Origin of the sequence: Limnohabitans sp., from assembly GCF_046052765.1 — a bacterium.
Classification (GTDB): Bacteria; Pseudomonadota; Gammaproteobacteria; order Burkholderiales; family Burkholderiaceae_C; genus Limnohabitans.
In genome coordinates, this window is the sequence record NZ_JAVLFQ010000072.1 from 1 (window position 1) to 19,134 (window position 19,134).

Here is a 19,134-nt window from a genome sequence, read left to right on the forward strand (position 1 = left end):
GCATACACACCACAAAGGCCACTCGTTTATTGCCATCTACAAAAGGATGATTTTTCGCAATAGCGTATGCATAGCTTGCAGCCAGACTTTGTATGCTGGCTCGTCCTGTTGAGAAGTAGTAGGCATTTTTCGGACTGGCTAAAGCAGATTCAAGAAGCCCTTCATCACGAATTCCTGTTCCACCGCCATGTTCAGCGAGTTGCCTTTGATGGATGGCCTTGACAGTTTCTGTCAGTACCCAAATCGGTTCAGGCATTTACTGAGCCAATTTTTTCAGCACATCGCGGTTTTCGCGCATGATTTCTTCTGCAGCATCCATTTGGGCTGCAAAGTCAGGTCGGTATGAAGTGAGTTCAATCCCGCCAGATGTTTCAACAACGTACAAGGTGTCACCCTTATCAACTCTGAGCTTGCTCAAAAGTTCTTTCGGAAGAATAACGCCAACTGAGTTTCCAACGTTGGTTAGTTTGAGGGTGTTAATCATGAAGTCACCTGCGTTTAAATTGTATAACGCTTGTTATAACGTCATCTGGGTTCAATTGCAACATCGCCATATATTCAAGTGAAAAGCCTGGGCTAAGCCATGGTGAGCAAGGGCAAATCGTGCGCGGTAGCCAATGCGTCAATCTGCTTGCGCGTCAGGCCCGCAAAAAATTCACTTAGCTTCACCCGTGTTGAGGGCAACAGCATCAAATTCTTACCTTGTTTTGCGGCTTTGATACCTGCCACCTCTGCCAAACGCGCGGCGAAATGCGGCTCTAAAGCGGCCACCGCCACACGTCCTTGGATACACGCATACACCGCATAGCCAGCGTGGGCGCCGCCGACGCTGCCGCGCGGCAGTGTCAAACCCCAATGACGCGGCAAGGCCAAATAAGCTGCGGCATCTTTTAGCGCCACTTCGTGAAACACGCCTTTGCCGTGGCTTCGCCCGGGCCGCGCGCGTTGCCACAAAGCTTTCAACACGGCTTCCACCGCCAGCGAAGAACCTGCCATGTCAGCAAACAAAGTGGCGGGCAAATTCAAACCATTGACCAGTCCATGCGCGGCCAAATATGTTAAGTCGTGACCAGGAATTTCAGCGGCTGCACCTTTTGCGCCCACCACACTCACCACAATCAAAGATGGAAACTGAGCGTGCAAACTGTCCCAGTCCAAGCCGAGTTTTTTCAAGGCAGAGGGTCTGAACGAAGTGATCAATACATCGGCTTTGGACAACAAGCCATGAAGCTTGGTCTGGCCTTTGTCAGACTTTAAATCGGCTTGCACCACTTTCACACCCGCATGCAATTGCGCATATGCGTGGGGCGCATAAAGGCCCATGGGGTCGCTGGAACTTCCCTTGGGAAAACCGGGCGGCGGCAATGGTTCGAGTTTGGTGCAAGACGCGCCCATGTCAGCCAGACGCATGACAGCCGCGGGACCAGGCAGATTGAGCGCCACGCTCAAGACGCGTACGCCGCGTAGGCTGGCGTCGGAGGGAGTGAATAGTGGTTGTGGGGACATGGGCAAATGGCTGTAGTTGGAAGTAGAGCTTGGCATGTTAAGCGCGTTGGCAGTTGGGGTTTTAAATCCTCATTGGAGATGATCCAGAGCCAACACATACCAGACAAGTAGGTAGAAACCACGATGCCATTGAATGCCAAGGGATCGCGTGCTGAGCCTAGCGTTTGTTAATTTGGACCCCAACCCATGATATTCATGGTTTATTCAAGTTTGGAGTGATGCCTTGATTCAACAAATCTAAATTGAATTTAAGTTACTAATTTTTTTGCGCTCCACATAATTATTGTGTATATAAATATATTCAAATAAATTAGTGTTAAAAATAAATCAAAAATATAGATATACAAAATCAAACATGCCTGTTGCACAAAGCAAATTAATCAAAGAAAGGTTGGCTGAGGATTTAGCAAGGTGTACCCGTGAAAAATTCAAAAGTATTCCATCTCATCAACAATTTGCTAAGCATTTTTTTGCTTCAAGCAAATATTCTTTGAAAGTAAGTGGGGAAGCAGTACGCAAGTGGTTCAAAGGTGAAGCTTTTCCAGACCTTGACTGCCTCGCACATTTGATTGAATGGATGAATTTGGATATGACCAGAGTATTTCTTCAACTAATCGAGGAAAAAAAAGATTCTGCAACTGATCCCTCTCAGGCAAACCCTTTGACAAGCATGAACGCTTTGAATTGGCTTTAAAAATTATTGAATTGATAGAAATTGACAAAAAAATGTAAGTTTCATTTTTAAACAATTTTTTTATAACTATTTAAAACTATTTAAAACTATTTATAACTATATAACTGCTTTTGAAAATTGAAAGCGCGGTAGCTATGGAGGAACACCCTATAATGACACATTAACCCGGACACAAACAGTAACGGCTCAATGCGTCAGATTGAGCCTATTGCGGTAGCCATGGGTAACAGGGAATCACAGCCTAGGTCGCCATAAGTGGCCATTGCGCTCTGTACCTTAGAAGTGAAAAAGTACTTATCCATTAACCGGTTTTTAGCATTTAATTATATTTATAACTTCAAATTAATGGAAAAAATAATACCCGTCATACTTTCTGGTGGTGCAGGGTCTCGTTTGTGGCCTGTATCACGAGAACAAAATCCTAAGCCATTTATTCGTCTAAGTAACGGGCAAAGTCTGCTTCAGGGTGCTTTTATAAGAGCAGCTCAATTAGCTGGCTCAAACGGTGTCATCACTGTGACCAATAGCGGTTTCCTTCACAGAACTCAGGAAGAGTTTGGGGAACACAAGGGTGCTGATTCTTTTGTCACTTATATTTTGGAACCCTTTGGACGAAATACCGCCCCGGCAATCGCTGCAGCAGCACTTCAAGCTTTGAGTGACCATGGACCGGATGCTGTTTTACTTGTGTTAGCGGCAGATCACTTGATCACAAAGACCGACGAATTTGAAAACGCAGTCAAGAAAGCTGTTGAGTTGGCGCATACCGAAAAGTTGGTGACTTTTGGAATAGAGCCACACGCGCCTGAAACTGGATATGGCTACATAGAAGCTGAAGAGAATAAGGTCATACGCTTTGTTGAAAAACCTTCTCGCGAATTAGCCCAATCTTATTTGGAGTCTGGAAAATTCCTCTGGAATTCGGGCATTTTCTGTTTCAAAGCCACGACTTTGCTTAAGGAAATGTCATTGCACTGCCCAGAAATTCTTTCGGGTGTTCAAGAATGCATAACCAATGCAAAGTTCACGAAAAGCGAATTGTGTCATCAGATTTTGATAGATGGCGATGACTTTAAAACTGTACCGGACATATCTATTGACTATGCAGTCATGGAAAAATCTAAGCATGTTGCCGTGGTTCAGTGCAATATTGGCTGGAGCGATGTGGGTTCATGGTTGTCTCTGACTGAACACCAAAACGCAGACTCAAACGGTAATCAAATTAACGGGGATGTAGTCCTTCACAACACCCACAACTGCATTATTCAAAGCCCAGATCGCTTGATTGCTACGGCAGGCATTGAAAACTTGATCATTATTGATACCCCGGATGCTTTATTGGTGGCGAACAAAGCCAGCGCCCAAGATGTCAAGCATATTTATTCGCAGCTTAAAGAAAAATCGCATGACAGTTACAAATTGCATCGAACAGTGCATCGTCCCTGGGGTTCTTATTCAGTTTTAGAAGAGGGCGATGGCTTTAAGTTAAAGCGTATTGAGGTCAAGCCGGGCGCCTCTTTGAGCTTACAGATGCATAAACACCGCAGTGAGCATTGGGTTGTGGTAGCAGGTGTCGCCAAGGTTATCAACGGGGAAAGTGAAATTGACATTCAGGTGAATGAATCCACTTTTATCCCGGCGGGGCACCAGCACAGATTGACCAATCCGGGTAAAGATTTATGCGTCTTAATTGAAGTCCAAACGGGTACTTATTTGGGTGAAGATGATATTGTGCGGCTGCAAGATAACTATGGTCGATCGTGAATGAGCATGCTTAGAGCCATTTGGGCTTATCGCGGCTTCATAAGGGGAAGTGTTCAGCGCGAGTTTCAAATCAAATACCGCAATTCATTGCTTGGCGCAGCATGGAACATCATCAACCCCCTGGCCATGATTGTGGTTTACACCGTTATTTTTGCGCAGGTGATGCGAGCCAAGTTGCCTGGGGTGGACAGCACATTTGCCTACAGCATTTACCTTTGCGCTGGCGTGCTCACTTGGGGGTTGTTTGCAGAAATGGTGGGTAAAAGCCAAACCATGTTTTTGGACAACGCCAACTTACTTAAAAAAATCAGCTTCCCCAGAATCACCCTTCCCATCATCGTGGTGGCCAATGCAGGTCTTAACTTTGTTATTGTTTTTGGCTTGTTTCTGGCCTTCTTGGTGGTCAGTGGCAATTTCCCAGGCTGGGTGGTGTTGGCGGTGCTGCCTGTCTTGGCGCTGCAAATTGCTTTTGCCATGGGCTTAGGCATGGTGTTGGGCGTGTTGCATGTGTTCTTCAGAGACGTAGGCCAATTCTTTGGTATTTTTTTGCAGTTTTGGTTTTGGCTCACGCCCATCGTCTACCCAGTCACCATCTTGCCCGAATCCATCAAGTCTTTCATGGTGCTTAACCCCATGGCCAGTGTGATGGCAGCTTACCAAGGTATTTTGGTTAACCAGCAATGGCCGCATTGGGTCAGTTTGTGGCCTACAGCTTTGCTATCTTTAGTGTTGTGCCTGCTGGGTCTTCACTTGTTTAAAAAGAATGTGGGCGAAATGGTGGACGAACTGTAATGGGCACCATCACTGTTTCTAACCTAGGTAAGGCTTACAAGCAATACCCCAACCGTTGGTCCCGTTTGCTTGAATGGATCACGCCAGGAAATACCAAACGCCACAACCTCAAGTGGGTGCTGCAAGGCATCAGCTTCACTGTAAATGCTGGCGAAGCAGTGGGCATCATCGGTATCAACGGGGCCGGCAAAAGCACACTGCTGAAGTTGATCACCGGCACGACGCAGCCCACGACAGGCAGCGTACACATGACGGGTCGTGTGGCTGCCATGTTGGAGCTGGGCATGGGTTTTCACCCCGACTTTACGGGACGGCAAAACGCTTTCATGTCGGGCCAGTTGCTGGGTATCACCAGTGAAGAGGTTGCCCGACTGATGCCCGAGATTGAAGCCTTTGCAGAAATCGGCGACTATATTGACCAACCCGTGCGCGTGTACAGCTCTGGCATGCAAATGCGCTTGGCTTTCAGTGTGGCAACTGCTATCAGGCCTGATGTGTTGATTGTGGATGAAGCCCTGTCAGTGGGGGATGCTTACTTTCAGCACAAGAGCTTTGATCGCATTCGCGAGTTTCGTAAGCTAGGTACTACTTTGTTGATTGTGAGTCACGACAAACAAGCAATCCAAAGCATTTGTGATCGCGCTATTTTGTTGAATGCCGGCCAGTTGGCTATGGAGGGTAAGCCTGAAGCGGTGATGGACTATTACAACGCGATGTTGGCAGAGCACCAAAATCAAGAGGTCAAACAAGAAGTGCGCAAAGACGGGAAAGTACAAACCATTTCAGGTACGGGTGATGCAACGGTGACGACAATTGCATTACTAGACGGCCAAGCCAGACCAATTGATGTGGTGGATGTAGGCCAGTCTGTGTGCTTGCGCCTCATAGTTCAGGCTAACAAGTCCATTGACAGATTGGTTTTAGGCTACGGCATAAAAGACCGTTTAGGGCAAGTCATTTATGGTACCAACACACACCTTAAAGAGCAGCCTTTGACAGGTGTTTCTGCAGGAGATAAATTTTCTTTCGATATTTTTTTTTCAGCCAATCTAGGACCAGGCACTTATTCAATACAAACGGCGTTGGTTAGTGACAATACACATTTGGTGAACAACTATGAATGGCGCGATTTTGCTTTGGTATTCAATGTGGTCAACATCAACAAACCTCTCTTCACCGGTTGTTTATGGATTGACCCGATTATAGAAATTTCACTCGTATGAGCTTTATTTCATATGCTCAAAACCTTGAAGACGTGATGCTATGGCGTGCACTCAAGCACGTTGAGAATGGTTTTTACATTGATGTCGGCGCTAATGACCCGGTCATAGAATCGGTGACCAAATCTTTTTATGACAGGGGTTGGCATGGAATCAACATAGAGCCTATAAAAAAGCATCTACAAGATCTAACTTTAGCTCGCGAAAGGGATATTAATTTGCTTGCGGCAGCAGGGCAGCAGCATGGACAAATTGAAGTGTGGGAGTGCGAAGTTCGCGGTTGGGCGACTGCCTCTAAAGAAGTGATTGCAATGCACGAAACCAATGGGTACTCTGGCAAATACCATAAAGTACCTGTCTTCCCGCTCAAAGACATTTGTGCCCAATACGTTGAAAAAGAGATTCACTTTCTAAAAATTGACGTTGAAGGATTCGAGAAAAATGTCATTGACGGAATGGACTTTCATAACTATCGCCCTTGGATTGTTATTGTTGAGGCAACCAAGCCAAATTCCTCTGAAGAAGCTCATCATCTTTGGGAATCAAATCTGTTAGATAACAACTATCAACTGGCTTATTCTGACGGTTTGAATAGGTTTTATTTGGCATCTGAAAGATCAGAACTGCTGATTAATCTGCGTTATCCACCCAATGTTTTTGATAGATACATTCGAGTAGAACAAATTAATTCTCAATTCAAATTGCAAGAAGCTGAAGCTAAAGCCCAACAGGTCAACGACCGCGCAACTCAAGCAGAGGCCCAAGCCCAGCAGGCCAGCGACCGCGCAACTCAAGCAGAGGCCCAAGCCCATCAGTCCAGTGAACGTGCCGTCTTGGCGGAGACCAGAGCATTGCATGCTGAAGTTTTGGCGCAACAATTTGCTTCTCAACTAGGCTCTCTTTACAACAAAAAGTCATGGCGTATTTGTATACCTTTACCCTGGACACTTCAACAATTTCGTAAGTTGCGTGAACACGGTCTTAAGTTTTTCATTAAATCGTTGGCTAAAAAAGTTTTCGGCAAGCTGATGCCTTTTGTCATGTCGCGGCCATTGCTTAAGAAATGGTCTAAAAAAATTGCAAATCGATTGGGTGTGGCGGATCGATTAAAACATTTGGCGCTCAATATTCCACATATGGAACAGTTGGTTTCCGGCGAAGAAAAGCAAAATTTCTCGCTTGCAGATTTGACTCGCTTAAGCACTCATGCACGGCAAGTCTATAGCGACCTCAAAGCTGCCATTGATCAACAGCGCAAAGGGAGCCATTAAGTTGCGTATCGTCATTGATATGCAAGGTGCGCAAACTGAAAGCCGGTTTCGGGGCATAGGCCGATACACCATGTCCTTTGCCCAAGCGGTTGTTCGCAACCGTGGAGAACATGAAATCTTTTTGGCCTTATCAGGATTGTTCCCTGACACCATTGAGCCCATTCGCGCAGCTTTCGATTCTTTGCTGCCACAAGAAAACATCCGTGTGTGGCATGCCCCCGGCCCAGTGAAAGAATCCACACTCGGAAACGATACCCGCCGTGAAGTGGCCGAACTAGTCCGTGAAGCCTTTTTGGCCAGCCTGCAGCCCGATGTAATCCATGTCACCAGCTTGTTTGAGGGTTATGTTGACGATGCAGTCACCAGCATTGGGTGTTTTGATACTCATACGCCTGTTTCGGCTGTTTTGTATGATCTGATTCCTCTGCTCAATCCAGATCAATACCTAACACCCAACCCAAAATACGCTGCGTACTACCAGCGCAAGGTGAAATACCTCCAACAAGTAGACAGCTTGCTCACCATATCTGACTTTACTCGTCAAGAAGGATTGGCCAATCTGAGCGTGAACGCCGACAAACTTGTCAATATTTCAACAGCAATTGAACCTTGCTTCGTACACATAAACATTGATCCAGAAAGTGAAGCCGTCTCTCACCGACAATTGGGCATATTAGGTCACTTTATTTTGAATACGGGTGGTGCTGACGAGCATAAGAACTTACACCGCTTAATTCAGGCTTATGCCAAATTGCCGATGCAACTGCGGCAAACACATCAGCTCGTGTTTGCTGGACTAAAGCCTGAAGGCAACATAACTCAGTTAAAGCAAACGGCCCGATCAGCTGGTTTGAAAGACGGTGAGTTGGTCTTTACTGGTTATTTGAGCGACAAACAACTTGTCCAGCTTTATAACTTGTGCAGTTTGTATGTTTTCCCGTCATGGCACGAGGGTTTTGGGCTGCCTGCGCTGGAAGCAATGGCCTGCGGTACAGCCGTCATTGGTGCAAACACCAGCAGCTTGCCCGAGGTGATCGGCCTGCCAGAGGCACTGTTTGACCCGATGGACACAGATGCAATTTGTGTCAAGATGAAACAAGCTTTGACTGATGATAATTTCAACAAAAGACTTAGTGAAAATGGCGTAAAACAAGCCAAAAAATTTAGTTGGGATAAAACAGCAAAGCGTGCAATAGGGGCATGGAAAAGCCTTATCTATGCATCTAAAAACAGCCAAACCATCGCCATTCCACAAAGGAACCAGTTTATCAAAGCACTGGCCCACCTACTAAAGGAAGCGGACGACCATTATTTGGCAACCCTCTCGCAGAGCCTGGCTCAAAACGAAAGTTCTGGCATTGAGCGCCAACTTCTAATAGATGTATCTGAACTTTGTCAACGTGACTCTGCCACAGGTGTTCAGCGGGTTGTTCGAAGCTACTTGCTTCATTTGCTGCAAAAACCACCCAGCGGCTTTAATGTATTGGCGGTGTATGCCACGCAAACAGAAGGCTATCGGTATGCGACGGCATTTTCTACGCGCTTAACAAACCAGTCACTACCCAATGTAAAAGACGAGCCGATTCATTGGCAGCGGGGAGACCTTTTCTTTGGGCTAGACATGCAGCACCATGTGCAGTTGGCACATGAAGGCTTTTATGCACGGCTGCGTCTAGACGGCGTTGTGGTTAAATTTCTAGTTTATGACTTACTGCCTATTCAGCTTTCTGAATTCTTTCAAGATAGTCAAGCCAAAGAACTGCATGAACAATGGCTCAAGATGATCGCCTTGCAAGATGAAGCAATTTGCATATCGCAGGCAACAGAAGCAGCTTTTAAGGCTTGGGTTACAAAGGAAGACGTATCAACAAGCCAGCACTTCCGTACCAGTTGGGTGATCATGGGTGCCGATTTAGCGGGCTCAAAACCATCTAAAGGATTGCCTGCTGATGCAACAGAAACTCTAAAAATTTTCAATTCACGACCAACTTTTTTGGCTGTGTCCACGCTAGAACCACGTAAGGCGCAAGCTCAAATTCTGGATGCACATGACCAGCTTTGGGCCGATGGTCATGATGTCAATTTGGTGCTGGTAGGACAAGCAGGTTGGAAGATTGAATCCTTAATTGGACGTCTTGCAAATCACCCTGAAAGCGGTAAACGCTTGTTTTGGTTGAAAGGTATTTCTGATGAATATCTTGACCTTGTCTACAAGGCTAGCTCATGCCTTATAGCTGCCAGCATAAACGAAGGCTTTGGTCTGCCACTGATTGAAGCCGCCAGACATGGACTACCAATAATTGCAAGAGATATTCCTGTTTTCAAAGAAGTTGCAGGCTCATCAGCGCATTACTTCATTGGTGAAACGGGTGAGCTGCTGGCGTCAACTTTGGTTAGTTGGCTTGCGCTTAATAAGGCCGGTTTGGCTGCTTCATCTGCATGTATTAAGTGGTCAACTTGGCAACAGGCTACTGAAAACCTCAAATTGGCTTTGTTAGAAGATAATTATTCCCCTCGTCAGTTATTGGTAGACATTTCTGAGTTGGTTCAACGTGATGCGGGGACCGGTATACAGCGTGTCGTGCGTAATTTATTGTTGGAATTGCTTAAGAATGCTCCGAAAGGCTACCAAATAGAGCCAATCTATTTTGATCTGAATCAAAACTATCGATATGCAAGCGCATTTACTGCGAATTTGCTTGGGATGCCGGAGCGCTTTAATTGTGATGAACTTATTGACTACTCTGCAAAAGACATTTTCTTGGGGCTAGATTTTCAGCCTCAGGTGATTTCGGACCAAGTAGAAAAACTTCGTGACATGCGTAGGCTGGGCGTTAAAATTTGCTTCCTTGTTTATGACCTGATTCCGTTGCGAAAGCCAGAATTTTTCATTCCTGGAATGAGTGAAGCTTTTTCTCGTTGGTTAGCGGTAGTTACCGAGGAATCCGACACTGCGGTTTGCATTTCCCTCTCGGTGGCTGCACAACTTACCGGTTGGATAAATAAGTATGGTAAAAAAAGGTTGAGGCCAATTGAAATTAAATGGTTCCACTTGGGTGCAGAAGTGATTTCTTTCTCTGAACGCTCCTTCCAACCGCGCTTTTATGGAGATTTGTTAAGCGAACCTCAATTCCTAATGGTAGGCACAATAGAGCCACGTAAGGGACATGCCGCTGTCCTAAGTGCATTTGAGATTCTCTGGTCGCGTGGTGTCAAAGTGCATTTAGTCATCGCAGGGAGGCAAGGCTGGATGGTCGAGAAACTGGTGCAACGCCTGCAAAAACATTCAGCGTCCGGTTTGTATCTGCATTGGATACGACAAGCGGATGACTCTGAACTTGAAGCTTTGTACGGATCTGCCTCATGCCTAATTGCTGCCTCCTACGACGAGGGCTTTGGCCTACCCATAATTGAGGCTGCTAAGCGCGGTGTTCCAGTCATTGCCAGAGATATAGCTGTATTCAGGGAAGTGGCTGGAGACGGCGCCTATTTCTTTTCTTCAGATGACGACAAACGACTTGTTGATCATCTAGTAAAGTGGTTAAAGTTATTTGAGCAAGGTGAAGTGCCTGACCCCAAACGTATTAAAGTCATTAGTTGGGCTGAAAGTGCCAACTTACTTAAATTGCATCTTTGTTAAATTTAGGGCTACCAATGTGCTCAGCTATTTTGTTTCACAGATAATTTTAACTTTAGCAAGTAAATTACAAAATAATGCAATATATTTATTACTTCCAAGGCAAATAAATTACAAATTTAATAAAATAAATAGTTAAATTAATATTTAGTTATTAAACGCGTCATATATTTATCGAGCAAGAAAAATGAAATCATTGCCACATCAATTACCTCATGCCATTAAGGAAATTCACGTAGACCTCGACGGAACATTGCACCTTGGCGATATTGTTAAAGAAAGTATCATGTTTATGATGCTGAGGTTGCCGCATCGTCTGCTTCATTGCGTTTTTCAGTCTTTTTATAAAGACATCCCATTGAAGCAGATTATTGCTATAGAGATTGGTCGACCTGTTGTAACACTAACTCTGAATGAATCTCTAATATTATGGTTGTCAGATATGCGACTGAAATCCAATAGAGAGTTACGCGTCTTTATCAACACTGGCGCTCCCATCGCCTTAATCGATCAAGAGATCATCGAAAGCCGCGTGTCACCATTTGGCTACATTACTGCTACGAATACATGTCGCAATGTGGGTTTACAAAAGCTTGAAGGCCTCAACCCGAACGAAATATGTTACGTAGGAAATTCGCATGAAGATCTGCCTATTTTCGAGCGGGTCAAGTATCTGGGCGTAGTGGGCCCCATTTATAAGACAGTTCAGGCGAATGGGTATGAAGATAAGGTCATATTTGCTGATCCCGGTAATAAGAGTAATTTATATCGGGAAGTCCTAAAGCTTATTCGCGTAAAACACTGGCTTAAGAATACACTTGTATTCACGGCGCTGTTGTTCGAAACTGATGCCACAACTCAATCGCTAATACTTTTAACTAGCGGATTTTTCATTTTCTGTCTATTGACTTCTATAGTCTATGTCATCAATGATTTGTATGATGTCAATACTGATCGAATTCATGAAATCAAGCGTTACCGGCCGATTGCGTCAGGTCAAGTATCTATTTTGGGTTCATTATTGCTGCTAATATTTCTTGCCATGGCAGAGATTTCATTTATTATTTGGGGGGTTGGGTTGGCAACTTCATCAATTTTTGTATTATTTACTTATTTATTTGCAAACATAATTTACTCTGTTCATATTAAAAGAATCCGATTTCTCAACATATTTATCATGCCAATTTTTTATATTCTACGAGTGGTTTTTGGCTTGTTATGCGTTGGAATTGCACCTTCCCCCATCTTGTTGGCATTTTTCTATTTTAGTTTGTTACCATTAGCGGTCCTTAAGCGTACTAGAGAAATTCAAAGAGCAAACCAATTTGACAGGAGGCAAGTTGTCCGTGGGTATTTATTAGAAGATGTGAATAAGCTTAATTTTTTAGCTTCAGCATCAATTGCGACGGCAACATCAATTACTGCACTTTTTTGGATTAAATATATTCCGCATCCATCAATGTCCCAAAGCTACCTCATGGTTATTTCTACAATATTGGTTTTCGTAGCGCTGTGGATTTTGATATTCGGAAATGGAGGCGATGACGATGACACATTTGGAATGGTTAGTAGCAACAAGACGTTCCTTGTCTGTAGTGTCTTATTTATTGGTATCTATATGTTTTTGGTTAAATAAATATTTTAAAATTCATGAATAAAAACATTGACAACATTGTACCTTACACTCCCAGTGAGCGTGGGGGCGACTCAGTGCGCTACAAGCTCGACTGGAATGAAGGGTTTGCCGATATTAGTGAGATTGTGCAACAGTCCCTTGGCGATCTTGTTCAGTCAACTGTTCAGATATCTCAATACGTTGAACCTAATTATACCCAGCTAACCCGCGCAGCAAGGGAGTTTTACCTTCAGGGAAACGATGGGGTCGCGTGCTTACCTTTTGCTGGCAGCGACTCAGCAATTTCGGTTGTGGCAGCAACTTTTCTCAGCGAACATGACACCGTTGTTATGCCGGTGCCCTCGTACAACAATGCGCGACTAGAGTTTCAAATCCGCACTATGAATATTAAATCATATCGGGTGGATTTGAGTAACCCACTAGACCTAAACCACTTCATTGCTTACTGCCGGCAGATCGGGCCATCAATGATCTATCTAGTTAATCCAAGTAACCCAGTAGGTTATATTTTAGACCTGCTATTTATAAAGACAATAGCAACTGAATTGCCCGATACTATTATTCTAATTGACGAGGCTTACATTGAATTCTCAGGTTTTGAAAGTGCAATTGGATTAATTCAAATGTATCAAAACATATTAGTTACTCGAACTCTTTCGAAGGCGTTTTCACTAGCATCGTTGCGCGTTGGGTTTCTGTTCGGATCTCAGAAGTGCATGGCGTTTGTTAATAAGGTACGCAATACCAAGGCTATTTCTTTTTTTTCCGCAACTGTGGCTACGCGAGCGCTGCTTAAACCTGGATATATGTTTAATTACGTCGAGCGGATCATTCGTCAAAGAAATGATGTAGAAGCTATTTTCAGGAGAAAGGCTGTAAAGTATTGTGAATCCTTTGGCAACTTCGTTGTGTTTCAAGATGTGGAAGGAGGCATAAGTAAGTCTCTGCTTGATGCAGGTATTCTGTTTCGAGATCGAGCAAAGGACTTCGGTCAACCTGGATGGATCCGACTTACTCTTTGTCCTGACGTTTTGCTCGATGGTATCGTTGGCGAAACTACCAGTAATTGACATAAATCATTAAGTTAAAGTACCTAATTGTGGCTAAGACATACCGATATAGTTTCTTCGTTGATGCGTATAGTGCATTAGTTGGCAAAATCATGGCCAATTCGATTCATGCCCGTTATCCAAACTTAACTCGGGCTGATTTTGACCAAGATTCTTTTCGACGGCTACAGAAAATGGTCCTTCATGCTTATAGTCACGTTGACTACTATCGTGATGTTTTCTCAGGAACATCTATTAGGCAAGGCAAACTGGAATCGCTTGAGCAGTTCAGTGAAATCCCCATCCTTACGCGAGACTTTGTACGAAAGAATCACTTACACCTTATTGACAAGCGCCGTAGGTGGTTCGCATCTCGCGCCACCACAAGTGGCTCATCTGGTGTTGCAACTCCTTTGGTTCAAGGGTGGAACCAGATTGCCTATGACTTTGCATCTATTTGGTGGAGCTTTGGTTTCGGTGATTATAAGTTTCGAGACAGCATGGCTACGCTTCGTTCGTATGTACCGGACCACAATCAGCCATTGTGGTCTGAGGATGCGTTGCGGGGCTTTTATTTTATGTCGGCTTACCACTTGGATAAATCTTCATTGGAATATTATGTAAATAAGCTTCGTGAGCGCAAACCTAAATTTCTGCGTGGTTACCCACATTCTCTTAGTGAATTGGCAACATTTTGCCTTATTAATGGAATTAATGATATCAGGTTCAAAAATGCTTTTACTTGCTCTGAGAACTTGTCAGATATCCAGCGAGAGAGAATAGAGCAAGCTTTCTCCACCAAAGTGATAGATCGATACGGCAATATAGAAATGGTTGCACATGCCACGCAGTGTCAATTGGGGCAGGAGTATCACATCGACCCATTTTACGGAATCGTCGAGATATTGGACAATAATTTAAAAGAAGTTCATGTTGGCGAGTCGGGTAGGGTTGTAGCCACTGGGCTTACAAATTATGCGATGCCACTCATTCGCTATGAGATCGGTGATGTTGCTGTTAAAGGCAGTGGAAAGTGCGATTGTGGACTGCAGACGCCCACTCTTAGATCTATTTCAGGGCGGATTGACGATGCTCTTGTCAAGGCTGACGGATCCATAATTCCGCCAGTAAATTTCTACACGATGTTTCAGAAGTTTCCTAACTTTGACGGCTTCAAAATCATACAGTCAGAGGATAAGTCTATAAAGGTTCAGGTTAAGGTCGCCTCCCTTACCAAGACTGATAATGAAGCGGTCATCAGTGGAATGAAGGCTAGATGCGGTACTGGAATCATTATCGAAGTAGAGCGTGTAGATCAATTTGAGTTGAACATTTTTGGTAAGTTTAGAAATATTAAAAGCAATGCACGCTAATTACCTTAGGTCTTTTCTAGTTGCTATCACGCTACTTTCATTTGGTCCATTGGTTTCTCTTGGGCCAACAACTCAAGACGATAACAGCTGGCTTTTGGTATTCAATGAGGTAACACTTAGCAATTCTCCATTGCTAGATTATTGGATTTACATAACCAATTACGCCAAGATGCAAGGGCGTTTGGGATTTTTTATTAGTTTCCCCTTGATAGCACTACCATATTTTTTTACTAACATTTATATTGTTTCTAGTATCAAGTTTGGTAGTCTTCTAGTGCTGGTTTTTTCGCTGTACAAAACTGTTAAATATTTTTCTAGTCCAATTCACTCAGCATTATCTATTTTGGTATTCACGGGATTACATACCCTTAATTGGTTTCATAGTGGATTTGTAAGTTATTCTATTCAATTCTTTATGCTGATTAGTGCTTTTCTTTTTTCATTAATTTTGTTTGACAGATACATCCAGACCAACAGACTTTTCTTTTTAATTTGGGCTTCATTGCTGTATATAATTTGCTTATCCATTGAAATTTTTTATATGTTTTTTCCTGCATATTTGTTAGTAGGAATTCTTAGGTCTTCACCCAGTCGCCCATTCGAGTTTATTCGGCAACGTAAGGTCTTGCGAGGATTGGTGGCACTTATATGTTCCGCAACAATTTATTTTGTTTGTTATGTTTCATTTAGATCATTTTTTTCATCCACATACGCGGGTAACCAACTTGCAACCAATTTTAGTTTGTCAAAATATTTTGTCACCAATTTAATAATGAGTTTTTCGGCTGTCCCGGGATTGCTACCTCTTTTGGATTTTGGGCAATGGGATCCTTCTTCGCTGTTTTCTGCTCGTGGGATTTTTTACAATGCATCATCTCTTTTTCTAATACCCTCACTTGTTTGGCTCAGGTATATTTTCCAAATTCATCTCCCCCCCCAAAAAAACTCCCAATTTTCAGAATCTAATCTGCCTCGACAGCTAGCTTGTTCGGCTTTGGCTGTCTATTTGTTTATTGCGGCGACTAGCCTTCCCTCGCTGACTTCAGTTTATCAAAGCATATTACTTGACCATCATCATTGGGGTTATTTGTATACTTTTTTGGCTTTTGTTGTTTTTGCCGCTTTTATGCCGACCCTCATTTTGAAAGTTTTTCGTTCAAATACATACATATTTTGGTCAGTAGCGATTTTTCTTGGTTCGGTCTCTTTATTTAGTAGGGGTTACAGTCAAGCTGTATTTGATGAGATGTCTTCAGCCTCTATGCGCTGGCGGCAATTCGAAGCTTTTCTTGATTTGGAGCCACAGATCCAAAAAGCAGGATGTTTGCGAAGCGTCTCTCTTTTTCAACCCGCTCATTTAATTGATGTTACAGATGATTACTGGACGCGATTTGCGAAGATTCATAAGCCTAATTTGATTGAAGGAACTAGATTCATTCGAGACGGTAAGAATTATGATGGTTGCTATGGAGAGCCTGGGCGTTTTGAGTTCATTCGCGATAGTTCTAATCGTTATTTAGGCTGGTACTTAGAGACCTCAAGAAGTCAAAAAAACGGTCGTGAATTGCTGATTTTTATTGAACGACCAGCTCCACTTTATGTTTATGGCCCAGACTCTTTGCGTGATCAAAGTGGAAATCTATACATGCCAGATAATACTAAAGCAATACTGGTCATGCCAAATGAGAAGCGTATTTTTAAGTATTCGATGGAAGGTGATGATGTTTCAGTAAATACTTCAGGATTTGGAGTCGGGCAAATTCTCCAAATGCTTGAAGGTTTCTACCCTCGTGAGTACTCTCCACTCACTGGAAATTTTTGGTGGGCTCGAGGTTCTTCATCTTTTAAATTGGCAGTTGATCCAATGAACTTACCAAAAGATGCTGCAATGCGTCTTGTTATTGTACCTGTGGGCGGCAATAGCGGTTCTAAATTGCTGCTCCTATGTGACAAACTAAAAGTAAATAATTGGATATTTGAAAGCCAGCCTGAAGTACCAATACAAATTGATTTGACATACTCTCAATTGAGAAACTGTAATAAATTTAGTCTGATTCCAGATTGGCCTGAATTAGTTTTGTCATCAGGCGACAGTAGAAAATTCTCTTTCAAACTTGTAGATGTTCAGTTTTATGAAGGGTCAAAAAAATGAGAGTTTTAATATCTGGCTGTACAGGCTTTCTAGGCCGTTATATGGTTGAGTTCCTTTTAAATCAGGACGTTGAGGTTGTGGGAATTGATTACAGAGAGTCCCTATCCCCTATCGTTAACTCAAGTTATAAAGAATTTATCTGCGACATAAGGGACTACCATGCGATATTGGAGGCTGGGGCAGGACAAATTGATGTTTTTATCCATTTGGCTGCCATTCCTTCTATCGCAAAAGGCACCTTTGAGCTATATCAGTCTGTAAACGTAGGTGGAACTGAAAATATGGTTCGTGCAGCCCGGAAACTTAATGCTAAGCGGTTCATATACACATCAAGTTCTACCGTGTACGGCAAGCCCAAGAAGTGTCCGATAGGAGAGGACTTTGACACTCCACCTATTGGTAAATACGGATCCACCAAGCTGGCTGCCGAAAAATTGGTCCTTGACCTAAACCAGACGGGCAGCGACATAACTGGTATTGTGATCAGACCACGTGTGGTTATGGGTCCCGGCCGCATGGGTATTTTTGATATCCTCTTCAATACAGTCTACAAAGCCCAAACTGTTTTCATGATCGGTGATGGTCATAACAGATTTCAGTTTACTGATGTTCGAGACCTGTGCGACGTCATTTCCCGATTCCTCACCCGTGGCCAGGGCGGGTTGTACAATGTGGGTTGTGATACACGTATTAAAGTCAATGAGTTACTTAGTGGATTGATTAAGCATTCTGGTAGCCATGCCCGAGTGATCAACCTTCCAGCTTTTCCAATTAAATTGGTCCTTCGAGCTCTTAACGGACTTAACATTTCGCCCTTAATGGAGGAGCAATTCAATATCGCTGATCTCGATTTCGTCCTTGATACCAGCAAATTACGGAATGAATTGGCCTGGTCACCTAGTTATAGTGATCTTGAGTGTATTTCAAATGCTTATGATTGGTGGGTTACTGAGAAAAAATATGAAAATCGTCAGTTCAAAAGCGTTTTCGGCCTTCTTGGTCGATTCAAGAGCTCTCATCAAAGCGGTTTTCAGAAAGATTAGCAATTTTTTCTCTAAACCTTGGGTACGTCACGCCGTAGCGATAGCAGCTCTGGCGTTTGCGAGTATCACTATCGCTAGGATGTGGAAAGACATTTTCAGCTACGAGATTCTGGCTAATGTCTCCACATCTCCGGTATCAATCACATCCATCGTGGTGGTGGCAGTATTGGCGTCTCTGTTGCGCAGTGAACGTCTATATGTATTGTTGAAGGTAACCGATCAACCTGTGAGGCGAGGTTTGGCTTATATTTCTTTCGCATATGGGTTGTTGCTGTCCTTCACCCCGGCTAAGTCGGCTGAACTGTTGCGATTTTCCCATGGCTCTGACACGGAGCGGGTTAGATTAGGGTTGTCGGCTCGACTATTTTTTCTAGAAAAGCTAGTCGATGTAGTGGCTGTATGTCTGATATCGTGCGCAGTATTCGTGAGTCTCTGGGTTGCCCTTGCCATGCTCATGTTAGGGGTGTTACTCGCGCGCCCAATTGAAAGAGGGTTTCTTCGTTCAGGTGGAAACGGTTTAGCTACTATATGGTCATTTGCGCTCGCGACTCTAGCATGGGTGATTGAGGGCACAGTTTTATATGTCTTGCTGATACATCTAACTCAGATAACTTTATCACCATCTTCAATTGTAGGTGGATTCGCACTGTCTTCATTTATCGGTGCTCTGTCTTTTGTGCCCGGAGGTATTCTTGTCTCAGAAATTGCCTTTCTTAAGTTACTCGACTCAGGCTCAGGCATTATTTTTACTATGGTGTTGGTCTTCCGCATCACTATTCTGTTAACTAACCTTCTGATTGGAATTAGCGCATGGGGTCTATTGCTTTTAAGGCAGCAGTTATCCGCTGCCTCTCAGCCCGACTAATTTCTGCTCCCTTGTCATCGCAGGAAACAAGAAATCTCGTCCAGCATTTCGAATGTATGCAGGCTTTTGATCGTTCTGCTGTCTACGCAATTATGTTTAGTGCATTGATATGGATATCGTTGCGAGGCCCCC

15 protein-coding genes are annotated in these 19,134 nt (G+C 43.7%); 12 read left to right on the forward strand and 3 right to left on the reverse strand.

Features of this window, described 5'->3' with window-relative positions; all coding sequences use genetic code 11:
• From AC9UG7_RS10890 to AC9UG7_RS10900, 3 genes are all read right to left on the reverse strand, one after another.
• A partial coding sequence (locus AC9UG7_RS10890) for a type II toxin-antitoxin system death-on-curing family toxin (RefSeq protein ID WP_509587607.1) occupies nt 1-256 on the reverse strand: 256 nt, incomplete at its 3' end.
• Complete coding sequence (locus AC9UG7_RS10895; RefSeq protein ID WP_509587610.1) at nt 257-484, reverse strand: AbrB/MazE/SpoVT family DNA-binding domain-containing protein; 228 nt, start codon at nt 482-484, stop codon at nt 257-259.
• A gap of 92 nt (nt 485-576) precedes the next feature.
• Nucleotides 577-1,506: a CoA transferase gene (locus AC9UG7_RS10900; RefSeq protein ID WP_509587612.1), complete on the reverse strand. Its 930-nt coding sequence runs from the start codon at nt 1,504-1,506 to the stop codon at nt 577-579.
• A 355-nt stretch (nt 1,507-1,861) separates the two neighbouring features.
• On the opposite strand from AC9UG7_RS10900, the gene AC9UG7_RS10905 reads away from it, so the two are divergent.
• The 12 genes from AC9UG7_RS10905 (at nt 1,862) to AC9UG7_RS10960 (ending at nt 19,002) form a co-directional block, all read left to right on the forward strand.
• The gene (locus AC9UG7_RS10905; RefSeq protein WP_509587614.1) at nt 1,862-2,200 is read left to right on the forward strand and encodes a hypothetical protein; all 339 of its coding nucleotides are present in this window, start codon (nt 1,862-1,864) and stop codon (nt 2,198-2,200) included.
• A 345-nt stretch (nt 2,201-2,545) separates the two neighbouring features.
• Complete coding sequence (locus AC9UG7_RS10910; protein ID WP_509587657.1) at nt 2,546-3,964, forward strand: mannose-1-phosphate guanylyltransferase/mannose-6-phosphate isomerase; 1,419 nt, start codon at nt 2,546-2,548, stop codon at nt 3,962-3,964.
• Entirely contained in the window at nt 3,965-4,756 is a 792-nt protein-coding gene (locus tag AC9UG7_RS10915; protein WP_509587617.1) for an ABC transporter permease, read from the forward strand. It begins immediately after the preceding gene.
• Entirely contained in the window at nt 4,756-5,979 is a 1,224-nt protein-coding gene (locus AC9UG7_RS10920; RefSeq protein WP_509587619.1) for an ABC transporter ATP-binding protein, read from the forward strand. The genes AC9UG7_RS10915 and AC9UG7_RS10920 overlap by 1 nt, the downstream gene beginning before the upstream one ends.
• Nucleotides 5,976-7,247, forward strand: a complete 1,272-nt coding sequence (locus AC9UG7_RS10925) for an FkbM family methyltransferase (protein ID WP_509587621.1) — start codon at nt 5,976-5,978, stop codon at nt 7,245-7,247. The genes AC9UG7_RS10920 and AC9UG7_RS10925 overlap by 4 nt, the downstream gene beginning before the upstream one ends.
• Nucleotides 7,248-7,317: 70 nt before the next feature.
• Nucleotides 7,318-10,887 carry a glycosyltransferase family 4 protein gene (locus AC9UG7_RS10930; protein WP_509587624.1) on the forward strand — a complete coding sequence of 1,190 codons (3,570 nt, stop codon included), beginning with the start codon at nt 7,318-7,320 and terminating at the stop codon, nt 10,885-10,887.
• A 184-nt stretch (nt 10,888-11,071) separates the two neighbouring features.
• On the forward strand, nt 11,072-12,520 hold the full coding sequence (locus AC9UG7_RS10935) for a UbiA family prenyltransferase (RefSeq protein ID WP_509587626.1): 1,449 nt from the start codon (nt 11,072-11,074) through the stop codon (nt 12,518-12,520).
• 14 nt (nt 12,521-12,534) lie between these two features.
• Nucleotides 12,535-13,590: an aminotransferase class I/II-fold pyridoxal phosphate-dependent enzyme gene (locus AC9UG7_RS10940; protein ID WP_509587629.1), complete on the forward strand. Its 1,056-nt coding sequence runs from the start codon at nt 12,535-12,537 to the stop codon at nt 13,588-13,590.
• A gap of 92 nt (nt 13,591-13,682) precedes the next feature.
• Complete coding sequence (locus tag AC9UG7_RS10945) at nt 13,683-14,942, forward strand: phenylacetate--CoA ligase family protein (protein ID WP_509587631.1); 1,260 nt, start codon at nt 13,683-13,685, stop codon at nt 14,940-14,942.
• A complete protein-coding gene (locus tag AC9UG7_RS10950) occupies nt 14,932-17,094 on the forward strand; it encodes a hypothetical protein (protein WP_509587633.1) in 2,163 nt (720 codons plus the stop codon). The genes AC9UG7_RS10945 and AC9UG7_RS10950 overlap by 11 nt, the downstream gene beginning before the upstream one ends.
• Nucleotides 17,091-18,137, forward strand: a complete 1,047-nt coding sequence (locus AC9UG7_RS10955; RefSeq protein WP_509587635.1) for an NAD-dependent epimerase/dehydratase family protein — start codon at nt 17,091-17,093, stop codon at nt 18,135-18,137. Before AC9UG7_RS10950 ends, AC9UG7_RS10955 begins: the two co-directional genes overlap by 4 nt.
• Nucleotides 18,055-19,002 carry a lysylphosphatidylglycerol synthase domain-containing protein gene (locus AC9UG7_RS10960; RefSeq protein WP_509587638.1) on the forward strand — a complete coding sequence of 316 codons (948 nt, stop codon included), beginning with the start codon at nt 18,055-18,057 and terminating at the stop codon, nt 19,000-19,002. The genes AC9UG7_RS10955 and AC9UG7_RS10960 overlap by 83 nt, the downstream gene beginning before the upstream one ends.
• Nucleotides 19,003-19,134: the final 132 nt, after the last annotated feature.

What these genes read in the sequence shown, in the direction of transcription:
- AC9UG7_RS10895 (WP_509587610.1), bottom strand. Translation starts at nt 484, where the DNA reads ATGATTAACACCCTCAAACTAACCAACGTTGGAAACTCAGTTGGCGTT.
- AC9UG7_RS10900 (WP_509587612.1), bottom strand. Translation starts at nt 1,506, where the DNA reads ATGTCCCCACAACCACTATTCACTCCCTCCGACGCCAGCCTACGCGGC.
- AC9UG7_RS10905 (WP_509587614.1), top strand. Translation starts at nt 1,862, where the DNA reads ATGCCTGTTGCACAAAGCAAATTAATCAAAGAAAGGTTGGCTGAGGAT.
- AC9UG7_RS10910 (WP_509587657.1), top strand. Translation starts at nt 2,546, where the DNA reads ATGGAAAAAATAATACCCGTCATACTTTCTGGTGGTGCAGGGTCTCGT.
- AC9UG7_RS10915 (WP_509587617.1), top strand. Translation starts at nt 3,965, where the DNA reads ATGAGCATGCTTAGAGCCATTTGGGCTTATCGCGGCTTCATAAGGGGA.
- AC9UG7_RS10920 (WP_509587619.1), top strand. Translation starts at nt 4,756, where the DNA reads ATGGGCACCATCACTGTTTCTAACCTAGGTAAGGCTTACAAGCAATAC.
- AC9UG7_RS10925 (WP_509587621.1), top strand. Translation starts at nt 5,976, where the DNA reads ATGAGCTTTATTTCATATGCTCAAAACCTTGAAGACGTGATGCTATGG.
- AC9UG7_RS10930 (WP_509587624.1), top strand. Translation starts at nt 7,318, where the DNA reads ATGTCCTTTGCCCAAGCGGTTGTTCGCAACCGTGGAGAACATGAAATC.
- AC9UG7_RS10935 (WP_509587626.1), top strand. Translation starts at nt 11,072, where the DNA reads ATGAAATCATTGCCACATCAATTACCTCATGCCATTAAGGAAATTCAC.
- AC9UG7_RS10940 (WP_509587629.1), top strand. Translation starts at nt 12,535, where the DNA reads ATGAATAAAAACATTGACAACATTGTACCTTACACTCCCAGTGAGCGT.
- AC9UG7_RS10945 (WP_509587631.1), top strand. Translation starts at nt 13,683, where the DNA reads ATGGCCAATTCGATTCATGCCCGTTATCCAAACTTAACTCGGGCTGAT.
- AC9UG7_RS10950 (WP_509587633.1), top strand. Translation starts at nt 14,932, where the DNA reads ATGCACGCTAATTACCTTAGGTCTTTTCTAGTTGCTATCACGCTACTT.
- AC9UG7_RS10955 (WP_509587635.1), top strand. Translation starts at nt 17,091, where the DNA reads ATGAGAGTTTTAATATCTGGCTGTACAGGCTTTCTAGGCCGTTATATG.
- AC9UG7_RS10960 (WP_509587638.1), top strand. Translation starts at nt 18,055, where the DNA reads ATGAAAATCGTCAGTTCAAAAGCGTTTTCGGCCTTCTTGGTCGATTCA.